The following is a 20,773-nucleotide window of genomic DNA, read 5'->3' on the forward strand; positions in this document are numbered from 1 at the left end:
GCTTTCTTGATTGCTCAAGCTCTAAGCACTCTACCACAGCCCCTAGGACTTATCAGCACCCGCCCAAGACCAGCCCCAGACTCAGTCCGGCTTCTGGCCTTGCAGTTTAGAACTATTAGCTTCCGGTCCGCCCTGAGAATCTATGCGCCCTTGACATTTTCCATCTTCTCTTTGGTCCAAAAGCCATCGCCCAAATCAGACAAATCTCCAGACAACTGCCCCGACATATCGCCTAGGTTCGGCTCAGCCTGCAAAGTACGACCGTCCGTCATACTCTCATGAACGCAGAAGACGAATAAGAAGGACGTAGCCAGCAATACACATACTGACAGTATATTAAGTACTTTTCTCATAATCCGCTCCATTCTATCCGCCGTCTGCTAGCCTGCGCTTATCTTAAGTTTTACCTTGTGTCTATTAGTACCAGTACGAACTAGCCTACGGCAATATACTGAACAAGAAACATACCCCGCACTCAAGGTATAAGTGCAACGAGCTGGTTTCTTTATGGATGGCAGCCCCCAAGCAAAGCGCCAGTAAACCCACTGACACTTTGCCCTGCCGTGCAGGTAATTTAATTAGGCCTGGCCGTCAACCAGGGGCAAGTAGTCGCCGTAGCCTTGGGCTTCCATGTCTTCTTTGGGGATGAAGCGTAGGGAGGCTGAGTTCATGCAGTAGCGTAGGCCGCCTCGCTCCTTGGGACCGTCGGTGAAGACGTGGCCCAGGTGGGAATCGCTGATTGCGGTGCGCACTTCGACCCGGGGGCGACCGAAGAGCTTGTAATCGGTGCGCTCTTTGAGGGTGTTGGGGTCGATGGGCTTGGAGAACGACGGCCAACCGCAGCCTGCGTCGAACTTATCAGTCGAAGAAAACAGGGGCTGCCCGCTCACCCGATCCACGTAAATGCCAGGTCGGAAGTTGGCATCGTAAGCATTCTCAAAGGGTCGCTCGGTGGCGGCCTCCTGGGTCACCTCGTATTGGAGCGGATCCAAGGCCCAAATTTGCTCGATAAAGCGCTGCCTACTGGCCACGCCCTCAATCTTCTCAGCCGATATATGGCAGTAGCCGTTAGGGTGCTTTTGCAAATAGTCTTGGTGGGATTCTTCGGCTTTGTAGAAGTTCTTCAACTCCTCAACTTCTACAACTGGCTCCTTGCCGCTGCGCTGGGCGAGTTCCGAAAGAGCCCTGAGGAATACCGGCTCTTGGTCAGCGCGGTAGCCTGGCTCCCAGTACAGACCCGAACGATACTGGCGCCCCTTATCGTTGCCCTGCCTATTGAGCGAATAGGGGTCAATAACGTCAAGGAAGAGCAAAACTAGCGTGCGCAAACTCACCATTTGCGGGTCATATATTACTTCTACAGCTTCGACCGCGTCCGTGCGCCCGGAGCACACTTGCTCGTAGGAGGGCCGCTCCAGCTGAGATTGAGCATAACCAACTGACGTGGAACGCACGCCAGAAACGCCTTGCATATAGCGCTCAAGACCCCAGAAACAGCCACCTGCCATGTATACCGATTCGAGTTGTCGCTCCTGATTGCTGCCCATACTGCCCCTCGTTCCCTTGTATGCATGTATCAATAAGTACTGTATGCAACTGCTGCGCTTTCTAGACTATTCCCTCTTGCACTCTCAGCAAGTGCTTGGGCGGGCTTTCCTCCGTGGGCACATACGGCTAGTCTAAAAGCACCGTATGTAAGTCGCCTGAGCGGCAAGAAAGGTGGGGCCACATGGACGAGGGCCGGGCAGCAGACAAGACCTGCCTCATTTTTGGGGCTGGGCATTACTATGACGAGAGCACACCTCTTCCTGCGCATGACTTTCTCATAGCCGCAGATGGTGGGGCTGACCATGCACGCCAAGCCGGACTCCTTCCGGATATAACAGTGGGCGACTTCGACTCCATTACTGCCGCTCCTGCCATCGATGGCAGTCATATTGCACTGCCCGCAGAAAAAGACGACACCGATATGATGGCCGCCCTCAAACTTGGCTGGGAACACGGCTACAGACGCTTTCATATATATGGTGGGCTCGGCGGGCGTATCGACCACTCAATCGCCAACGTAGCGACCCTGTGTTTGCTGGCGCAATCAGGCGGAGTAGGGGTGCTTCACGGCGAGGGCACTGCAGTCAGCGCTATCTGCAAAGGCAGACTCTCCTTCCCTGCTTGGGATTGCACAGCAGGCACTATGTTCTCTGCTTTTTCAGCTTCAGATTGCGCGCGTGGAGTCAGTGAGCAAGGATTCAAATATGAGCTTGACCATGCCAGCATGGATATGGTTATGAGTGAAGGATCTGGGGTGAGCAACGAATTCATCAGCAACCAGCCGGCCCAAGTCAGCGTGGAGCAGGGCACGCTCATTGTTACTTACCCGCTGTGCGCTCCCGAGCCAATCTGGCACAGTCAGCAGCCAGCAGTGCCCAGCCTCGGACACTTAGACGAGCACGTCTCGACCCACTTACGGGCAGCACGAACCACTCCTAGCAGCTCTGAGCAATGACTCGCTTCCAGACTCCGGCAATACACCCACTGCCGAACCATTGAAAGGTACACACATGACTCTCTCTTCGCCCGAACAAGCTCTTTTTGTATGCTATCCGCGCTGCTCCACTTGCGCCAAAGCACGCACTTGGCTCGACGAACACAAGGTTGCTTATACCGAGCGTGACATCAAGACAGACAACCCGACCTATGAGGAACTCAAGCGTTGGTTTGAGCTGAGCGGACTACCTGTCAAGCGATTCTTCAACACTTCGGGCATGTCATACCGGCAATTGCCTCCTGAGAAGCGCCCGGATGCTCTCAGTGGCGACGAAGCTTTGCGCTTACTGGCAACTGACGGCATGTTGGTTAAGCGCCCTATTTTAGTTGTGGGTGAGCAAGCGTTAGTGGGCTTCCGTCTGGATGATTGGGAGGAACATGCGAACACTGAGCCGAACGGAAAATAAGCGTTTTAGCACAAAAAGTACCACTTTTTTGCTCAACAGAATTGTGCGTTTTCCTTGACGCTGAGGGCGTTATTGTGTTTGTTCGAAGTACAGGCGGCGCACTAGAATATGACGTGTTACATAAAAAGGCCGTAAGTAATCGTGCCGTCGGCACGCAGCAAGCGGCCAGCCTATGAGGGAGTATAAATGACAGTAAAGATTGGTATCAACGGCTTCGGTCGTATCGGTCGCCTGGCTTTCCGTCGTATTTTCGAGCTGCAGCAGCGCGGCGGCGATGCTTCAAACATTGAGGTCGCAGCCATCAACGATCTGACCACGCCTTCGATGCTGGCCTACCTGCTCAAGTACGACAGCACCCAGGGTCCCTTCCGTCACGACGACGGCACCCCGGTTGAGGTCTCCTCCACCGATACCGCCATCATCGTAGACGGCAAGGAATACACCGTCTATGCCGAGAAGGATGCTAACAACATTCCTTGGGTCAAGAACGACGGCGTTGACTACGTACTGGAGTGCACCGGCTTCTACACTTCCGCTGAGAAGTCTCAGGCCCACCTGAACGCTGGAGCCAAGAAGGTTCTGATCTCTGCTCCTGCCAAGGACGAGACCACCCCCACCGTGGTTTACGGTGTCAACCACGAAATTTTGAAGCCTTCGGATAAGATTATTTCCGCTGGCTCCTGCACCACCGGCTCCCTGGCTGCCATGGTCAAGCTGCTTGACGACAAGTTCGGCATCCGCATTGGCTTCATGACCACCATCCACGCCTACACCGGTACCCAGATGCTGCTCGACGGCCCCCGTGGCAAGAACGGCCGCGCCAACCGCGCAGCTGCCATCAACACCATTGAGCACTCCACCGGCGCCGCCAAGGCAATCGGCCGCGTTGTGCCTTCCGTGGACGGCAAGCTCCAGGGCCACGCTCAGCGCGTAGCTGTTCCCGATGGCTCCGTCACCGAGCTGACCTCCGTCTTGAACAAGAAGGTCACCGCTGAGGAAATCAACGCAGCCTTCAAAGAAGCCTTCTCCGACACCGATTACTTCGGTTACAACGAAGACGGCATCGTCTCCTCCGACATCATTGGCGACACCCACGGCGGTGTCTTCGATGCCACTCAGACCGACGTGAACAACGCCGGCGACGATCAGCTGGTCCGCACCGTCTCCTTCTACGACAACGAGAACGGTTTCACCTCCAACATGATCCGCACCCTGCTCTACTTCGCTGAGATTGGCGAGTAAGCATAACTAGGTCACACTAGTTACAGTTTGCAAGGGCTCAACCTGCTGGCAACAGCGTGGTTGAGCCCTTTTCTTATATCTTGGCAATTTCCCTACCAAGTTCAAAGGTCTTTGTTGCAAGCTCAATGATGCTTAGCCACTACTTTCATCAAGACATCGCACAGGCTACCAACTATCATCCCTACAACGAAGCCGATAACCATCACAGCAAGAGGATTATTGCTCAGCCAGCCGGCAGCAAGATAACCCAAAGTCCACATGTAGATGGACCACAGAAGGCCGGCGAGCGCGGAGAGGGGCAAGTAGCAGCTGAGCGGATAGTGGGCTGCGCCGGCAGTTAGGTTAATCACCGTACGCCCCGAGGGCACGAACCGGGAGGCAATGGTAAAGAAGCCGCCGCCGTATTCAAAAGAGCGGTGGGCCCAAGAGATGACAGTCTTGCCAAGTGAGCCTTGGAAAAATACTATCTTGCTGAGTGGCACAGCTCGCCCCAGCCAATACGTAGCAGCGTCTCCAGCCATGAACGACAGTGCGCACACTAAGAAAACCGCCAGAGGCAAGGGCTGGCCCTGAGCGCGAAAGGCTGAAGCCGCCGTCAGCACCAGCAGCTCTGTGGGAATAGGAATAATAAGCGCGTCAAAAAATGCTGCGAGCCCTAAAGCCCACAGTCCCCAGCCCGAAGAGAGTGCGGCCAATAGCCAAGCGTTCAACGCTCCCATGGCCACTCCCCTCCAACGCTCTTCCTATGAACACCACTATACAAGTGCATGCAAGCGCTCTCAGCACAAAACACCGCAAGCCTCAACAAAACTCAGTCGCGAGATACCAACTTGGGGATAGCAGCATTGCCGGCACTCAGTTGGCGGCTGGCAGTAGAATGTGAACGATAACAAACCACTAGCTTTTGGGAGTCAATCATGAGCAATGATGCTACACAAACCGGTGCAGTAACGCCGCGCACCGGGCAGCAGTACACGATCGAGTTCGGCGATTACCGCGCTGTTGTTACACAGCTGGGAGCTACCTTGCGCAGCTTGCGCTATCAGGATCAAGATTTGATTGCCTCATTTGAGGCTGACGAGCTCATTCCCTGCTCGAACGGCAACGTATTGGTACCCTTCCCCAACCGCGTTGAAGACGGCGAATACAGCTTTGAGGGGCGCAGTTACCAGCTGCCTATCGATGAGCATGAGCGACGCAATGCTATCCATGGCTACGGATACCGCTACTACTGGCAACTGGAGAGCTTGACCGAGTCCAGCGTCACTCTCACTTGGCGCACTCCCGCCATCAAGTACTACCCCTTCGATTTGCTGGTGAGCGTGACCTACCAGCTAGACGAGCAGGGATTAACCATGACCACCCGCGCCCGCAACCAGGGCCAGCAAAACGCCCCTTGGGCTTTCGGCATTCATCCTTGGCTATCTAACGGGAAAGAGAGCCGTGGAGATGCCATAGAAGCCGATAATGAGGCATGCTCGCTGCTCATCCCCTGCCCCACGCATGTAAGCGTCAATGACCGACTTATTCCCACCGGTGAGGAAAAAGCTGAGGGTAAGTTTGACCTCCAAGATGGGCCCAGCCTCTCAGGTCGCTCATTCGACGATGCTTGGTGCAATCCTACCCGTGATGCTCAAGGCCGCTCCACAGCAGTCTTTACCCGCCCCGACGGCATTCGCATCAATCTGTGGGCAGATGAAAGCATTAAGGCCTGGCAGGTGTGCACTGGAACCGGCTTCGATGCCTCCTTCCGCCCGGCAGGTGTGGCAGTTGAACCGATGACTGCCTATGCCAACGCTTTGCGCACCGGAAAGGACTTGGTAGTTATCGAACCTGGTCAGTCCTACAGCAGCCAAGTAGGCTACCGGGCCGAGCGCATATAGAGTTCAGCTGGCCACATATCGCACATCGAGCGCACCCGGTCGCGTGGATGTGTGATAATGACTTGAGGCTTATTCGTAAAAGAAGCAAAGGAGTCCATCATGGGCATGCGCGGACGTAAGCGTAGGGATCGCCGCAAGAAGGCTGCCAACCACGGCAAAAGGCCAAACACCTGATCCTGAGCTCTCAGAGCACGAGATACACGTATGCCCGCTCACCAAGTCCAGCACTTGGCAAAGCGGGCATTCTTATATGCTCAATAAGAGCAAAGCACAGATAATAAAACTACACTTACACAGCCTTGCTTGCAGCAGTTTCGTCGGTGCTGTCAGCACCTTCAAGTTGGTCAAACATCCGTTGAAGACGCTCAATTAAGCAAGCAGGAGCGCATTCAGGGCGCAAGTAGGTACGCAATTGCTCAATTACTCGCCGCTCGGCTTCATCACAGCTACTTTGGAGATCGAAACAATCGCCTACTTGGACAGGGGCAGAATGGGGGGTTCGTGAGATATGCAGGCTGGCATGAGAGACATTCACCTGTCCGTCGTTACAGGCATAGTGACTCATCTCAATGCGAGTACTCATCTACGTAACCTCTCCTATTCAACTACCCAATAGTGTTATGGTAAAACCTATTAGCACCACAAAGCTACTATTTCCGCTTAAGGCGAGCACCAATATCCCTAATCGGGATTGGACTCAGCATTTCCCCGTGGTCGGTCTTTTACCGATTGACGCTTCACTGCCGTAGCCTTAGAGTCATTAACATTAGCACTATCTATGCCGTAGCCGCGATCTCTTGCGTATTTTTGCAGTTCTTCTCTCAGTTGGGCCCGAGCACGATTAAGTCGACTCATCACCGTGCCGATTTTGATTCCTTGTTCATCGGCTACTTGTTGGTAGGATTTGCCGTCGATAGCCGCATCTATAAAGACACGCCGCCGTTCGGGACTTAACTTATTGAGGGCAGCCATAATTTCTTCGGGAGCAAAAGCCTCTAGATACTCCTGCTCGGCAGATTTTAAGCCCTCTGGAGTATGCTCAGAAGCAGAATAAATGTCCCAGTCGTTATATTCGCCAGTAGAGTCATTCGCACGTTGGGGGCGGCGCTTGGCTTTGTGGTACTGGTTAAAGAAAGCGTTACGCTCTATCGTGGTCATCCAAGCTTCAAAGTTGCTACCGGGTTCAAAGCGATCGAATGCCTTAAATCCGCGTTCGAACGTATCTTGCACTAAATCCTGCGCATCTTGTGGATTGTTGGTTAACTTCATGGCCTGGCGGTACAGCACATCGACTGCGGGCATAGCGAGTTGCTCGAAGCGCTTCCTGCGCTCATCCAGCTCATTTTTTTTCGCCACAACTCTATTGTCGCACTGACGTGGACACTATGAGTTACGAGTGGGTGTTGTCACCCGAAAGAGGAGAATAGAAGAATGTCCGACACGCTTACGCCCTTCCAAGAAGCTCTTGCTGCTGCTCCGTCTCAAAATGATGAGACGACGTTAGCAAATTCTTGGTTGTTGGGGCTGGATACGGAGACCACAGGAATACACCCTGGCACAGATGCCATCGTTTCCGCTTGCCTAGTCTTGCGCAACCCTGAACTGGGTTATGAGGGCGATGCCGTAGCAGAGTGGGTAATCAACCCTCACCGTCATATATCTGCCGGAGCCAGCAAGGTCAACGGATTTACCAACGAGTTCTTGCTCGAAAACGGAGCCGAGCCTGCCGAAGCAATCGCAGAAATTGCCGGCCTCATCGCTCAAGCACAAACCAAGCGCATTCCTCTCTTAGCGTACAACGCTCCCTTCGATATCGACATGATTAACGGCGATGTGAGCCGCTGGTGCGCCGATCAGATGCAGCCGTTCGACTCTGCCGACATGCTCGTAGTAGATCCGCTAGTGATTGACCGCGCCATTTCGAACCGCCGCGGTAGGCGCTCTTTGGAATACACCACCGAATACTACGGAGTTCTCCCCCATGGCAACTTCCACAACGCTACCGCAGACACTATAGCGGCAGTCGACTTGATAAAGCCCATGACCACGCTCTACCCGCAGGTGGCTCGCATCAGCTTGGGCGAGCTCATGGAATGGGAGCGCAAGGCTCATGGAGACTGGGCAACGTCATATATGCAGTGGGCCCAAGCTAACGGCAAAACTCGCCATATGCTGAGCACGCAATGGTTGTAAACGAAGGATCAGCAGCTGCGAGAGGTCGTGTTGAGTCAAGGTTGCGTTAAGACCAACAAGTGGCCACGCTGTTGTGCTCTAGGGCGCTGTACACTGTGACTGACATGCCGAATGAGGAGGACATCAACGAGTATGACGGTCAGTTTGCGTACAGCGCTCAACATATTGCGCGATCACCAGCTTTTACGTGAGGTCATTACCCCTCAGGGTTGGGCGATTGACGCCAGCAGCTTGAGCCCCGAACTGCTGGATGCAAGCTACAGTGCAATCACCTACGACAGCAGGCAAGTCCAAGCTGGCGGCTTGCTCTTTTGCAAAGGGCGCTTTGAAACCCGATTCTTGGAAAGCATTGACCAAACTGGCTTAGGGGCTTACGTAGCCGAGCAGGACTTTTCTGACTACACTCAGGCCACCGGCATCATTGTTAACAACGTGCGCCAAGCCATGAGTCTTATCTCTGCCGAATTTTACGGGCGGCCCCAAGACGAGTTGAAAATCGCAGGCATTACTGGAACTAAAGGCAAAACGACTAGCGCTTACTACACGCAGGCAATAGTCAATGCTGCTTCTGGCGGCAAGGCGGCCCTGCTCTCTTCGGTCGATAATTGCTTGGACGGCAAAACCTACGTGGAATCAGAACTGACCACACCCGAATCTCTTGACCTCTTCCGCATGATGCGTCAGGCAATCGATAATGGCATGCAATACCTTGTAATGGAGGTCTCTTCTCAGGCCTATAAGGTCGATAGAGTCTATGGTCTTACCTTCGACGTGGGCGCTTTTTTGAACGTCTCCCCCGACCACATCAGCCCAGTGGAGCACCCGACTTTCGAAGATTACTTGTACTGCAAACGACAGATTACTTACAACAGCCGGCAGCTCATCTTGGGCGAAGACCAGGCTTACGCAGCTTTAGTGAAGCAAGATGCACAGCTTGCAGGTATTCCTGTACACACGTTCGCTGTACGAGATGCGGTCAGCACTGAAGCAGACTGGGTTGCTCTACCCCAGCAGAACAACCCCGATAGCAATAGCTATGAGCTCATACACGAGGGGCGTGAAGTTGGTGCTGTCGATTTGGCCATGGATGGGCGCTTCAACGGAGCCAATGCGGCCGCAGCTTTTGCTATTATCTCCAGTCTCGGCCTTACCGTTGACGAGCAAGCCTTAGCAGCTCTTGCCAAGATACACATTGACGGGCGAATGGAACGCTTCGAGGGCGAGGGTATGGTGGCATACGTCGACTACGCCCACAATTTCGCGTCGACTGCGGCAATACTGGACTTTGTCAAGCAAACCTATGGCGAGCGTAAGCCATATATCACCTTGGTGACTGGCTCAGCTGGCGGCAAGGCACTGGACCGCAGGCGCGAAATAGTCGAGGCTGCTCAGACTCGGGCCAATCGCATTATCTTGACCGAAGAAGACACCGAATCAGCCGACGACCCCACCGCCGACATTTGCCAAGAAATGCTGGGCTATGTAAGCAATCCAGCAGTCGATGCCAGTATCATTCTAGACCGAAGCGAGGCCATTGAGCAGGCCTTCGATGCCGCCCAAGCCCACCCCGAGCGCTTCGATGTCATAGCGGTGATTGGTAAGGGCAATGAGCGCTGGATTAAGCGCGACGGCAAGCATGTGGCCTACGATGGCGACGACCAAGTCATTGCCCGCCTAATCGCACAGACCAAGGGAAAGGAAGAGGCATGAGCAGCTTTCAACCAGTCATTCTCGGCTCTGACATCAATGCTTACGGCATGGCGCGCGCCTTCCACGAAGAGTACGGCATCGTCTCTATCGCTTTTGCACACTTTCAGTTGAGCCCCACCAAGTACAGCCACATCGTAGACGTGCGGGTAGTGCCTAACTTCGGCAGGCCTGACGTGTTCGTAAACACGCTCATCGAGTTTGCAAAGGACTTCCAATCCAAGCAGACCGATGCCAAGCTCGTGCTCATCCCCTGCGGCGACTCTTACGCTAACCTGCTGGCCGGTGCCCGCGAGCGTCTAGAGCCCTACTACGTATTCAACGTCATTGGCCCCGAGCTCAACCGCGAACTCTCTATCAAATCTTCCTTCTACCAGCTGTGTGAGCGCTACCGTCTACCCCATCCAGCCACAGTTGCGATAGATGCCGAGGGAGTTCAGCGCGGGGAGTACAAGAACCTGCCCTTTGCCTATCCGGTGGCCATGAAAGCTGCGGATTCCGACGCTTGGCTCTCGGTTGATTTCCCTGGCCGCAAAAAAGCCTTCATTTTTGAGGATCCTAGCGAGCTGGAGACGATGATTCGCCGCTCTTACGAGGCCGGATACAACGGCGAGATGGTGATTCAAGACTTTATCCCCGGCGACGACTCACACATGCGCGTGCTCAACGCATACGTAGACCAGCATCACCGTGTGCGCATGATGTTTTTGGGGCACCCGCTTTTGGAAGATCCCACACCTGAGGCTGTGGGCAATTACGCAGCGATTATCCCCGATTACAATGAGGATATTTTTGAGCCTATCAAGGAATTTTTAGAAGACATCGACTACTGCGGTGTAGCCAATTTCGATATGAAATACGACGAGCGCGATGGCTCCTACAAGCTCTTTGAAATCAACTTACGACAGGGCCGCTCCTCCTATTTTGTGACCTTAAACGGAGCGAATCTGGCCCGCTACTTTGTAGACGATCTCGTACAAGACACGCCGTTCGACGGTAGAACGCTCTACGCTCGCGGCTCCAAGCTGTGGATGGAAATTCCAAAATCCATTTTCCGCGATTATGTGGAAGAGGGAGCCGACAAAACTCGCGGCTTAGCTATGCTCCGGCAAGGCGATTGGGGCACAACCCTGGAATACTCCAAAGACAAGTCCCCCTTGCGCTGGCTGATGATTCGGCATATGTTCAATATTTATAAGAAGCGCTACCAGCAGTACTTTAGGAGGAAAGGGGACTTGTAATGCAGAACTTTTTTGCCATCCTCGGCGGCATGGGAACCCTGGCAACTGAGAGCTTTGTGCGCACGCTTGACCGAGCTACCGGCGCCAAGAGCGATCAAGAGTTTCTTAGCTACCTGGTTTTCAACGATGCGGACGTGCCTGACCGCACAGCATTTATCGCTGACCGCACGCAGCCAAATCCCTTCCCCAGCTTGGCGCAAGACGTTGAACAGGCCTCAGCTCTGGGGGCCTCATCTATCGTTATTGCCTGCAATACAGCCCACTATTTCTACGACCGGCTCCAAGCCTTGACGCCAGTACCCATTGTGCACATGCCCCGCACGGCAATCGAGTGGGCCAGCCAGCACTTCCCCGCCAGCACTCACCCACGCTTAGGTTTTATGGGCACTGAGGGCACGCGCGATGCTGGCATTTACCGCACCCTTGCCCAAGAAGCGGGCTATCAGCTGGTCGAACCTGAACAACTGATGCAAGAGCGAGTCAACGAACTGATTTATCAAGATGTAAAATCGGGCAAACTCGACCGCTTGCACTATGAGAGCGTTGTCCAAGAGCTCTTGACTGACTACGATTGCGATGCCGTTTTGCTGGGTTGCACGGAACTGTCGGTCCTCAATGAGACCTTCCCTTTGCCCCAGCTGCCCATCGTCGATGCTCAAGCCCTTACGGTTGAGCGAGTAGTTGAGCAAGCCAAGGCCCAACAAGGCAAGTAATCCGCCATACATAAGCGAGGGGTTCGTGAACGCAGATAAGTGTTCACGAACCCCTCGTTCTTAAAGCCAGCGAGCTTAGCTGATGTCTAGGCTCTCTTCCTGCCCCTGGGCCAGCTTCTGAGAAATAACCGCAGTGATGCCGTCTGCTCGCATGGTGACGCCATACAGGGCATCAGCGATTGACATGGTGCGCTGCTGGTGGGTGATGATAATGAGCTGGGCATGTTCACGCAGCTGGTTAAAGGCGTTCAGCAAGCGAGACAGGTTGGTATCGTCTAGAGCTGCCTCGACCTCGTCCATCACATAGAAGGGGCTGGGGCGGGCAGTAAAGATAGCGAAGAGCAGGGCGAGAGCAGTCAGCGAGCGCTCACCGCCAGAAAGCAAGGAGAGCTGGCGGACCTTTTTACCTGCCGGGCTAGCTTCTACCAATACGCCGGTAGTGAGCAGGTCATCTGGATCTTCCAGACGCAAGCGGCCACGGCCCCCAGGAAAGAGGGTGGCAAACATCTTCTCGAAGGCGGCAGCTGTGTCGTCGAAGGCAGATTTGAAAACGTCGACCATAGTCTGATTCAAATCCTTGACTAAGTCCATCAAATCGTCTCTAGACTGGACCACATCTTGACGCTGATCGTTGAGATACTGGTTGCGCTGCTTGAGCGATTCATATTCCTCTGCCGCCAAAGGGTTGACCTTACCCAAGGCTGCCAAATCTTTGCGAGCCTTGTTGAGACGTTTTATCTGCTCTTCGCGCACGTAGGGCACGCTGCGATACTCAACGTTGGCTTCTTGCCCGTCCTCTAACTCGGACTCTTCGCTGCCCGCGCTCCCCTCGACTGGCACGGGAGCTCCGGTCTCGTCTAATACAGGTACCGGCTGCTCGGGTCCGTAATCGCGAATAATTTCCTCGACGCTCATGCCCAAGTCGTCGCTAATCTTCTGGCTCACTTGGCCCGACTGCGTGGCCAGTCGCTCTCGGTCCACGTCGAGCTGGTGCTCCTGCTCCCGCAAGCGCTCGACCTGCGGCTCAAGCTCGCTGCGCTGCCCCCTGAGCTCTTTGAGCTCGCTGTCGTGGCTACTGACCTGCGACTGTATGCGATCTCGCTTGGCAACCGTCTGTTCCAAACTGCCCGCCAGCAAGCCCAAGACTGCCTGAGCGCTGGCTGCAATCCCCCGCAGACGCTCGACCTGCTCTTGCCTCTGCCGGTTGAGTTCAGCCGCACGCTCCCGGCGCTGGGTAGCCTCCCGAGCCTGATCGCGCAGCAATTTGGCCTGGCGAACCAGCGATTCAGACTGCTGCTTAGCCTCATTCCACTTGAGCTGAGCACCCATCTCTTGACCGCGAGCCGAATCTAAGGCTTCTTCCAAACTACGAGCGCGCTGCGTCAGCTGGTCGACGTTGACTTCTTGGGAGTTAGAGTTTTCTGCCTGCTCTACAGCATTGCGTACGTCGTCAAGTTTGGCCTGGTGCGATTTAGTGTCTTCTTCCAAGCCTTCGATGCGATTGCGAATGGCCTCAAGTTTGCTCTCAAGCGTGCGAGTTTGACCCTGCGCAGCTGCTAAAGCCTTCTTGCTTTGCTCGGCCTGCAAGCGCGACTCTGTGCGCTTGGCTTTGGCGGCTTCTAAACTAGCTTCGGCTTGCTTGAGGGCATCTTGAGCTTGACCGAGCTCATCTTCCTTGCTCTCTAGCTGCCTATTCAAGCCCTGCGCTTGAGTCAGTGCCTTATCGCGACGGGCCACCAAGGCCAAATCGCTCGTAGCGGGCCCTGAGCCACCCACAGCACCAGCAGCAGTAAAGACATCACCCTCCCGCGTTACTAGCTCATCCCAGGCCCCTTCCTGACCCGAATTGGCCATACTGGCCATGAGCTTCTGGGCTTCGTTGCGATTTTCTACCGCTCCAGTGCGGGCCAGGAGCCAGCGGACCGCAGCCAAGACCCCTTGAGCCTGAGCCTTATCGCGAGCGCCTTCGCGAACGCTCACCAGAGAGGCAGCCGAAGCTATCGTCTTGCCCTGCTCGTCTTGGTAATTGTGAAGCTGCGGCTCTTGGTTCAGCGGGGAAAGCACCACAGCCTTGCCTAGCTGATCTTCATGCGCCTTGTCTAGGGCCGATACCAAGCCATCCGTGTTCGAGACGACCATGGCTCCAGAATAATCAGCCAAAGCGTGGGCTATGGGCTCTTCCCAGCCGTCTTCCACCTGAATGAAATCAGCCAGCCGCCCTAATACGTGAATGCTCTCCTCTTGAGCCAAACGGTCTACAGCCGAGCGCGATTGGAGGGTGTCTGTCAGCGCATCTGCCTTGGCTTGCAGGGCAATAATCTGAGAGTTGAGAGTGCGGCGCTCATCCTCTAGAGCGTTCACCTTTTCTCTGGCCGCAGTCCGGGCCTGCTCAGCCTTATCGAGGGCCTCTTGGTCGTCTTTGCTGTCGCTCGACTGAGCTTGTAGGTCGAGTTCGCGCTCCTCAACCCGCGCCTGTTCAAGTTGAGCACTGAGAGACTCAAGTTCTTTGCTACCGTCTCTCAGGCGCTCTTGAGCCAGCTCTAGGGCCGATTCTTCGCGGGTAACCAAGGTGCGCAGGCTTGCCAGTTGAGCGTCGTGCTGCCTTGCGCTCTGCTGTAATTCGGTCAGCGTCTGCCGGGCTGCGGCTAGCTGTTTTTCTTGACTAGCGCGCTCCTCCACTGCTTGGTCTAAAGCTAAGCGAGACTGGGCTACGATGTTAGCTTGCTCTTGGCCTTGATGTTCGAGTTCCTCGGCCCGCTTGGTCAGCATTTCCGGGTCTGGCCCTACGCTAACTTGCCCTATCTGGTCTTGAACCGAACGCGCGCGCTCATTGGCCAGAGATACCAGTGAAGTAAAGCGTTCTTGCAGCTGGGTTACATCGTGCCAGATTTGGTTAATCTGCGCCATTTGCGGGTTGGACTCTTGGGTCAGCGCTTCGACCTGCTCTATGCGCATTTTTACCTGGGCCAGCGCCCTCTGCTTCTCGCTCAGCTGCGAGCGCATCTGCCCTAGTTGAGTGCGGGTGGCTTCTAAGGATTGAGTTACCTTGACCGCATCTTCAGCGTAAATACGGGCTTGGGCGTCGCGCAGAGTCACTTCAATGCCGTCAGCTCTGCGGGAGACGCGCGCCTGCCTACCCAGCGGCCCCAACTGCCGGTGAATCTCGCCTAAAAGATCGTCGAGCCGCGAGAGGTTGGTCTCGGTATTGCTCAGCTTACGCAGGGCCCGCTCCTTGCGCTTGCGATGTTTTAGGATGCCGGCTGCTTCCTCAATAAAAGCCCTGTGCCCGCTTGGGTCTGCATGCAAAATGGCGTCGAGTCGACCTTGCCCCACGATGACATGCATCTGCTGACCCAAGCCCGTGTCTGAAAGAAGCTCTTGAATGTCAAGCAAGCGGCAGGCTGAGCCATTGATAGCGTATTCCGATCCTCCATTGCGGAAGATGGTACGCGTTATGGTCACTTCCGTATAGTCAATATCGAGCGTGCCGTCGGTATTGTCAATCGTCAAACTCACCTGGGCCCGGCCCAGCGCTGGCTTGGAAGACGTGCCCGCAAAAATGACATCTTCCATAGAAGTACCGCGTAGGGCCTTGGCCCCTTGCTCACCCATAACCCAAGCCAAAGCGTCCACAATGTTCGACTTGCCAGAACCATTGGGACCTACCACGGCGGTAATCCCTGGCTCAAAGCGCAAAGTGGTGGCGGATGCGAAGGATTTGAACCCTCGCAGGGTGAGCTCCTTTAAGTACATTTAGACCCTCTCAGCCTTCGGTTTACTCAGGTCGGGGTTGTGGTGCTCTTTGAGGAGTATGCGAGCGTCGCCAGCGGTCACGAATGAGCCACAAATCAGCACACCGTGCCCGTAGCCCACGCCCAGCTCGTCTTGCTCGTCTACCATATTGACTGCCAGCTGGATGGCATCTGGCAAAGCGTCTTGGCGCAAAACGCGGTCGGCCCCAAAGACTTTCTTAGCAATCTCTTCAAGCTCTTGAGCGGGCATAACACGCTCACGCCAAGAGTTTTCAGTGACCACAATCTGGCTGAGGAGAGGCTCTAGTGTGCCCAAGTATGCTTCGACCTGCTTGTCTCGCATCATCGCCACTACGCCCACGACCTGCTCGAAATCGTAGTTTTCTTCGATAGCTTCGCGCAGGGACTGGGCAGCGTTCACGTTGTGCCCGCCGTCGATGATAATGGTTGGCGAGGTACGCACCTGTTCGATACGGCCCGGCACCTTCACCTGGCTCAAGGCCTCGGCCACTAGCTCGCCGTCAAGAGCGCCGTTGACCGGAATCACTACTTCTGCCGCAGCCAAAGCCGCCAGAGCATTGTGGGCCTGGTGGACGCCAAACTTGTCAATGGGCACATCTTCGTAGGTGCCGTTGGGGGTGCGTAGGGTGGCTATCTGGCCGCCGACTGCCAATTGGCGGGAAATCACTTCAAGCTCTTGGCCATCGCACAAGACTTGCGCTGCCTCCTGCTCGCGAGCCGCCTGCTCAATTATGGGCATGACTTCGTCTTCGTGGGGCTGAGCTCCTACTATGAGCGTGGAACCAGGCTTGATTATGCCGGCTTTTTCTGTGGCAATCTGCTCAACCGTGTTTCCTAGCCATTGCATATGGTCCAAATCAATCGGCCCGATAACGGCAGCATCGGCTGTAAGTACGTTAGTGGCATCCCAGAGCCCGCCCATGCCCACTTCAACGATAGCTACATCGACTGGCGCATCTGCAAAAGCCCAGATTGCCATGGCCGTAAGCACCTCAAAGAAGCTCATGGCCGGCTTGCCTTCTTGGGCAGACTTGGCATCGACGATAGCAATTAAATCTTTAATCTGCTCGTAAGTATCAACGAAATCGTCGTCGCTCAACTGCTGGCCGTCGATAGCGATGCGCTCGTTCACGCGCTCCAAGTGTGGAGAAGTATACAAGCCCGTACGCAAGCCATAGGTGCGCGCAATAGCTTCGGTCATGCGAGCTGTAGATCCCTTGCCATTGGTGCCGGTAATGTGCACCACCCGGAAGGACTGCTCAGGATGGCCCATAAGATCGAGGATTGCCTGCATGCGGTCCAAGTTGAGATTGGTCGTATTATGCTCAGTTGGCCGAGCCATAATCTCGCGCTCAACCTCGCGGATAGTGCGACCCTGCTCGTTGGGATGCTCATATGACATAAAGAAACTCTTGCCTCCACCTTGCATGCGTGAATCCGCGCTATTGGCTTGAATTCTAGGACTATCCCCTATTCTATGCGGCACCCCTGTCCGGCGCGCTCACAATCGGCCCCGAGCAAAGCCCCAAGTTCGACCCCAGCACTAGAATACGAAGTATCAATATATTAGCAAGAGCGAGATTGCCGGCGGGACCCGAGCTCGCGTTTTTCTAGGAGGCAGGGCATGGCGGATAGCACAACACCGCGCGAATCTGATGTAGATATCAACGAGCAAGACATGGCAGATCGCGTCAACAACCGCACCTTGCGCCCTAATTCGGCTAGCTTCCAAGAGTTCATGACCCAAGACTGGGGAGAGCAAGACAGCAGCGTTGAGCCCCTAGAGTCGAGCGCCTACATCGGTGCCCGATTGGCCCAGTTGGGCAAGCGCTTCCCTACGGACAGGCTCATCATTCCTGCCGGTGATTATAAGACGCGCAACAACGACTGCGATTACGCCTTCCGCCCCGACTCTGCTTTCGCCTATTACACCGGGCTTGGTGAGGACTTGGAGCCGGGCGCTATCTTGGTTCTCGAACCGCTGGCTGCTGATTCTCCTGAGGCTCAAGCTGGGCAGACCCACCGGGCCGAATTGTTTGTCTCGCCTCGGGCTGACCAGTCCACTCGCGACTATTATCGTTCTTCGCAGTATGGCGAGTACTGGGTTGGTCCGCGAGCAGGGCTGAAAGAGCTCTCTATCATGACAGGGCTGCCCACGCGCAACATTGCCGAGTTTGACCAGGCCATTACCCAAGGTGTGGGGCCAGATGAGGGTGCTATACGCCTGCGAGTGCTCTACCATACCGATCCTGCCATTACAGCACGAGTCGACGCAGTCCGTAAGGAAAAAGGCCAGGGAAGTCCTGACCACAACAAGGCGCTCGACAACCAGTTTGAAGAGTTCGCCTCCGAAGCTCGCATGATTAAAGATGCCTACGAAGTGAATGAGATGCGCAAGGCTGTGGCTGCCACCAAAGACGGATTCGACAGGATTTTGAGCCGTCTGCCGCAGGTGGTGGGCCAGCCTCGTTCAGAGCGCATGCTTGAGGGGGCTTTTAATGCCAACGCCCGCGAAGAAGGCAACGATGTGGGCTACGGTTCGATTATTGCTTCGGGCGTCCACGCTCCAGTCCTGCATTGGATGCGCAATAACGGCACCGTAAGCGAGGGCGAACTCCTGCTCATCGACGCAGGTGTGGAAACCAACTCCCTCTACACTGCCGACATTACGCGCACCTTCCCAGTAGGCGGCAAGTTTAGTAAGATTCAGCGCGACATTTACGAGACCGTGCTCAGGTCTCAGATTGCCGGTTTTGAGGCAGCACAGCCTGGTGCCACTTATTCAGATATCCATCATGCCTGCATGCAGGTCTTGGCTGAGCAGCTGCACGAATGGGGTATTTTGAAGGTCTCGGTCGAAGAATCACTTTCGCCCCAGGGCCAGCAGCACCGCCGTTGGCATGCTTGCGGTTGCGCCCACCACTTGGGCCTGGATGTGCACGATTGCGCTGAAGCTCGCTATGAGTCCTACCAAGGCGCTGCCATTACGCCGGGCATGATTTTCACTATCGAGCCAGGCTTGTACTTCAAGGAAAACGACATGATGGTGCCGCCAGAATTCCGCGGTATTGGCGTGCGCATTGAAGATGACATCTTGATGACCGAGAATGGCCCCGAGTGGATTTCCAAGCAGATTCCGAAGACCGTTGAAGAAGTCGAGGCTTGGATGGCTGAGCGCGCTGCTGTAGCTCAAAACTAATCTCAAAACCCGCCTTCGGTGTTTGTGTACTGCTTGAAAGGAACGTAATTACATGTCTACTCCCCAATTTGTGCTTGACCTACGCAAGTCGATAGGCCACGACCTTTTGTGGCTCAACGGCATCACTGCTTATGTGCAAAGGGAGGATGGGCGCCTGCTCCTAGGCAAGCGTGCGGACTCAGGTAAGTGGGCCATCGTCTACGGCATTAACGAGCCAGGTGAAGAGCCTGCCGATACAGTGGTTCGCGAGGTGAAGGAAGAGACCGGTGTCGATGTGATTGTGACTGACTTTGTAGCGGTCAAATCGCAGCACAAGGCCACCACGTATACCAATGGTGACATAACTATGTATATGGACCATCTCTACCTGTGCAAGCCCGACCCCAAAGGCAATATCGAGCCATTTGTGGGAGACGATGAGAGTTTGGAAGTGGGTTGGTTTGAACCTGATCAACTCCCCCAGCCCTTAGATAAGGCCACTATTGAACGCATGAAACTGGTGCATCAATACCTCGCAAACGCCGCTCGGGGTGATCGCCACGCCCTCTTCTTCGGAGGCAATAGCCAGCCGGAAATCGACGGCGATGTAAGCAACTACGAGTAAAGCACTCCGTTAGCTCCTGAACCGCTCCTTTAGAACAATCGGTTCAGGAGCTTTTCTATACCCTTATAGGCAGCAAACATGAGGCAGGCAGCTACTGTGCCAGCTGCTATCGCGGCCCAGCGGGGTGTAAACATAAGATGCATGGTATAGCAACCGGCCAAGTAGACAACAATCCTCGTTAGCCCCCGCACTCTGTCGGGATGCTTGGAATCCTCAAATATATTGTGAAGTATCCCGTAAATGATGAGGGCTGCAAATATCCAGTATCCGAAGAGCTGAGTGGGCCGATACCAATCAGCCAGACGAGCCACACTGCCATGATAGCCCGCATCCGGTAGGGTTTGCGCCAGCCAAATGGCAGTCAGCCAAGGCACAAGACCCGCGAATACTATCTTGCAGCATAGTTCGAGCATGAAAGATGCGAATCCGGCCCAAACTGTTGCCCTGCTCTTAGTCTCGCTTTCGACAGGCTCGGGCAAAATACGGTAGGGTAACGGAGCCTTGGGTTCGCTTGACTCTGGTGAAGCCTCCTGCTCTGCACCATCTGGCTTAATCGCTTCGAGAAAGTCGAGCAGCTGGTCCTGAAAGCTCTTGCCTCCCTTATCGCTGTTGTCCAAAGCCCCCACCTCCCCTAGTCTTTACTCTCATTCTAAGCACAGACCGAATCACCCAAGTTCCCCGCCCCTGCACAAGCCAATGTATGCCCAGCTGGGCAGAGCATTGTGCAACCACGGTATTGCCAACTTCGAACGCATATATTAGGAGAACAGCAAGCACACCAATCCCCACACGCAACACTCATTACTGTCGATACCAGCCCAAGAAGAAAACAAGAAACCCCTGGAAGCTACTGTTTCCAGGGGTTTAACTGTGCGCCAGACAGGATTCGAACCTGCGACCTGCTGCTGAGCTTAAAACAAATACGCCATTCCGTCCAGGACTATCTAAGGCGATACCGCAGTGTAAACATTAGGTCGCCTGAAGCAGTACACATAAACTAAAATTGCCTGAAAAAATAAACGACGTTCATCGCTTCTGAATAGTGTCTGAACACCTCTATCCAATCTAAGCGAAGCGAAAAACCGTATTCCATAGCATCTAATTAGAACAGGCCGAGATTGATGGTCCTATCTGAAAGTTAGTCCAATGAAAATGTGATACAAACACTATGATTGCACAACAGTAAGTCAAGATCTTATAGAGGACACGCAGGATTAATAACAAAAGAATAAAACCCGCAAACGGAGAGGTTCAAAGATGGCATTAT

19 protein-coding genes are annotated in these 20,773 nt (G+C 54.6%); 11 read left to right on the forward strand and 8 right to left on the reverse strand.

Annotated elements, in window-relative coordinates:
• Positions 1 to 140: 140 nt before the first annotated feature.
• Both R8377_RS04735 and msrB read right to left on the reverse strand, forming a co-directional pair.
• A complete protein-coding gene (locus R8377_RS04735) occupies positions 141 to 353 on the reverse strand; it encodes a hypothetical protein (protein WP_317642345.1) in 213 nt (70 codons plus the stop codon).
• 225 nt (positions 354 to 578) lie between these two features.
• Positions 579 to 1,547: a peptide-methionine (R)-S-oxide reductase MsrB gene (gene msrB, locus R8377_RS04740; protein WP_317642346.1), complete on the reverse strand. Its 969-nt coding sequence runs from the start codon at positions 1,545 to 1,547 to the stop codon at positions 579 to 581.
• Between the two features lie 182 nt (positions 1,548 to 1,729).
• Between msrB and R8377_RS04745 the strand changes: the two genes are divergently transcribed.
• The 3 genes from R8377_RS04745 to gap all read left to right on the forward strand — a co-directional run bounded on the left by R8377_RS04745 (position 1,730) and on the right by gap (position 4,193).
• Positions 1,730 to 2,503 (forward strand): thiamine diphosphokinase, encoded by a 774-nt coding sequence (locus R8377_RS04745; RefSeq protein WP_317642347.1) that lies wholly within the window; start codon positions 1,730 to 1,732, stop codon positions 2,501 to 2,503.
• Positions 2,504 to 2,558: 55 nt separating this feature from the next.
• Positions 2,559 to 2,951 (forward strand): arsenate reductase family protein, encoded by a 393-nt coding sequence (locus R8377_RS04750; RefSeq protein ID WP_317642348.1) that lies wholly within the window; start codon positions 2,559 to 2,561, stop codon positions 2,949 to 2,951.
• A gap of 186 nt (positions 2,952 to 3,137) precedes the next feature.
• Complete coding sequence (gap, locus tag R8377_RS04755) at positions 3,138 to 4,193, forward strand: type I glyceraldehyde-3-phosphate dehydrogenase (protein WP_317642349.1); 1,056 nt, start codon at positions 3,138 to 3,140, stop codon at positions 4,191 to 4,193.
• 122 nt (positions 4,194 to 4,315) lie between these two features.
• On the opposite strand, the gene R8377_RS04760 is transcribed toward gap, so the two are convergent.
• A complete protein-coding gene (locus tag R8377_RS04760; protein WP_317642350.1) occupies positions 4,316 to 4,912 on the reverse strand; it encodes a DedA family protein in 597 nt (198 codons plus the stop codon).
• 198 nt (positions 4,913 to 5,110) lie between these two features.
• Between R8377_RS04760 and R8377_RS04765 the strand changes: the two genes are divergently transcribed.
• Both R8377_RS04765 and R8377_RS07840 read left to right on the forward strand, forming a co-directional pair.
• On the forward strand, positions 5,111 to 6,076 hold the full coding sequence (locus tag R8377_RS04765; protein ID WP_317642351.1) for an aldose 1-epimerase family protein: 966 nt from the start codon (positions 5,111 to 5,113) through the stop codon (positions 6,074 to 6,076).
• 99 nt (positions 6,077 to 6,175) lie between these two features.
• On the forward strand, positions 6,176 to 6,250 hold the full coding sequence (locus tag R8377_RS07840; RefSeq protein WP_099327425.1) for a 50S ribosomal protein bL37: 75 nt from the start codon (positions 6,176 to 6,178) through the stop codon (positions 6,248 to 6,250).
• Between the two features lie 115 nt (positions 6,251 to 6,365).
• On the opposite strand, the gene R8377_RS04770 is transcribed toward R8377_RS07840, so the two are convergent.
• Positions 6,366 to 6,659: a hypothetical protein gene (locus R8377_RS04770; protein WP_317642352.1), complete on the reverse strand. Its 294-nt coding sequence runs from the start codon at positions 6,657 to 6,659 to the stop codon at positions 6,366 to 6,368.
• Between the two features lie 98 nt (positions 6,660 to 6,757).
• Positions 6,758 to 7,378 carry a sigma-70 family RNA polymerase sigma factor gene (locus R8377_RS04775; protein WP_425605039.1) on the reverse strand — a complete coding sequence of 207 codons (621 nt, stop codon included), beginning with the start codon at positions 7,376 to 7,378 and terminating at the stop codon, positions 6,758 to 6,760.
• A gap of 129 nt (positions 7,379 to 7,507) precedes the next feature.
• On the opposite strand from R8377_RS04775, the gene R8377_RS04780 reads away from it, so the two are divergent.
• From R8377_RS04780 to R8377_RS04795, 4 genes are all read left to right on the forward strand, one after another.
• Positions 7,508 to 8,269: an exonuclease domain-containing protein gene (locus R8377_RS04780; RefSeq protein WP_317642353.1), complete on the forward strand. Its 762-nt coding sequence runs from the start codon at positions 7,508 to 7,510 to the stop codon at positions 8,267 to 8,269.
• 132 nt (positions 8,270 to 8,401) lie between these two features.
• Positions 8,402 to 9,979, forward strand: coding sequence for a UDP-N-acetylmuramoyl-L-alanyl-D-glutamate--2,6-diaminopimelate ligase (locus R8377_RS04785; RefSeq protein WP_317642354.1), 1,578 nt, complete (start codon positions 8,402 to 8,404; stop codon positions 9,977 to 9,979).
• Entirely contained in the window at positions 9,976 to 11,217 is a 1,242-nt protein-coding gene (locus R8377_RS04790) for a carboxylate--amine ligase (protein ID WP_317642355.1), read from the forward strand. The genes R8377_RS04785 and R8377_RS04790 overlap by 4 nt, the downstream gene beginning before the upstream one ends.
• The gene (locus R8377_RS04795; protein WP_317642356.1) at positions 11,217 to 11,930 is read left to right on the forward strand and encodes an aspartate/glutamate racemase family protein; all 714 of its coding nucleotides are present in this window, start codon (positions 11,217 to 11,219) and stop codon (positions 11,928 to 11,930) included. Before R8377_RS04790 ends, R8377_RS04795 begins: the two co-directional genes overlap by 1 nt.
• A 75-nt stretch (positions 11,931 to 12,005) precedes the next feature.
• Here the strand turns inward: R8377_RS04795 and smc are convergent, their stop codons facing one another.
• Together smc and R8377_RS04805 are read right to left on the reverse strand one after the other, a co-directional pair.
• Positions 12,006 to 15,683 carry a chromosome segregation protein SMC gene (gene smc, locus R8377_RS04800; protein WP_317642357.1) on the reverse strand — a complete coding sequence of 1,226 codons (3,678 nt, stop codon included), beginning with the start codon at positions 15,681 to 15,683 and terminating at the stop codon, positions 12,006 to 12,008.
• On the reverse strand, positions 15,684 to 17,105 hold the full coding sequence (locus R8377_RS04805) for a bifunctional folylpolyglutamate synthase/dihydrofolate synthase (RefSeq protein WP_317642358.1): 1,422 nt from the start codon (positions 17,103 to 17,105) through the stop codon (positions 15,684 to 15,686).
• A 222-nt stretch (positions 17,106 to 17,327) separates the two neighbouring features.
• On the opposite strand from R8377_RS04805, the gene R8377_RS04810 reads away from it, so the two are divergent.
• Together R8377_RS04810 and R8377_RS04815 are read left to right on the forward strand one after the other, a co-directional pair.
• The gene (locus R8377_RS04810) at positions 17,328 to 18,902 is read left to right on the forward strand and encodes an aminopeptidase P family protein (protein WP_317642359.1); all 1,575 of its coding nucleotides are present in this window, start codon (positions 17,328 to 17,330) and stop codon (positions 18,900 to 18,902) included.
• A gap of 52 nt (positions 18,903 to 18,954) precedes the next feature.
• Positions 18,955 to 19,506: an NUDIX hydrolase gene (locus R8377_RS04815; RefSeq protein ID WP_317642360.1), complete on the forward strand. Its 552-nt coding sequence runs from the start codon at positions 18,955 to 18,957 to the stop codon at positions 19,504 to 19,506.
• Positions 19,507 to 19,535: 29 nt separating this feature from the next.
• Here R8377_RS04815 and R8377_RS04820 read toward each other — a convergent pair whose 3' ends face one another.
• Positions 19,536 to 20,123, reverse strand: coding sequence for a hypothetical protein (locus R8377_RS04820; protein WP_317642361.1), 588 nt, complete (start codon positions 20,121 to 20,123; stop codon positions 19,536 to 19,538).
• Between the last annotated feature and the right edge of the window lie 650 nt (positions 20,124 to 20,773).

It is taken from the genome of Bombiscardovia apis (genome assembly GCF_033095945.1).
GTDB lineage: Bacteria > Actinomycetota > Actinomycetes > Actinomycetales > Bifidobacteriaceae > Bombiscardovia > Bombiscardovia apis.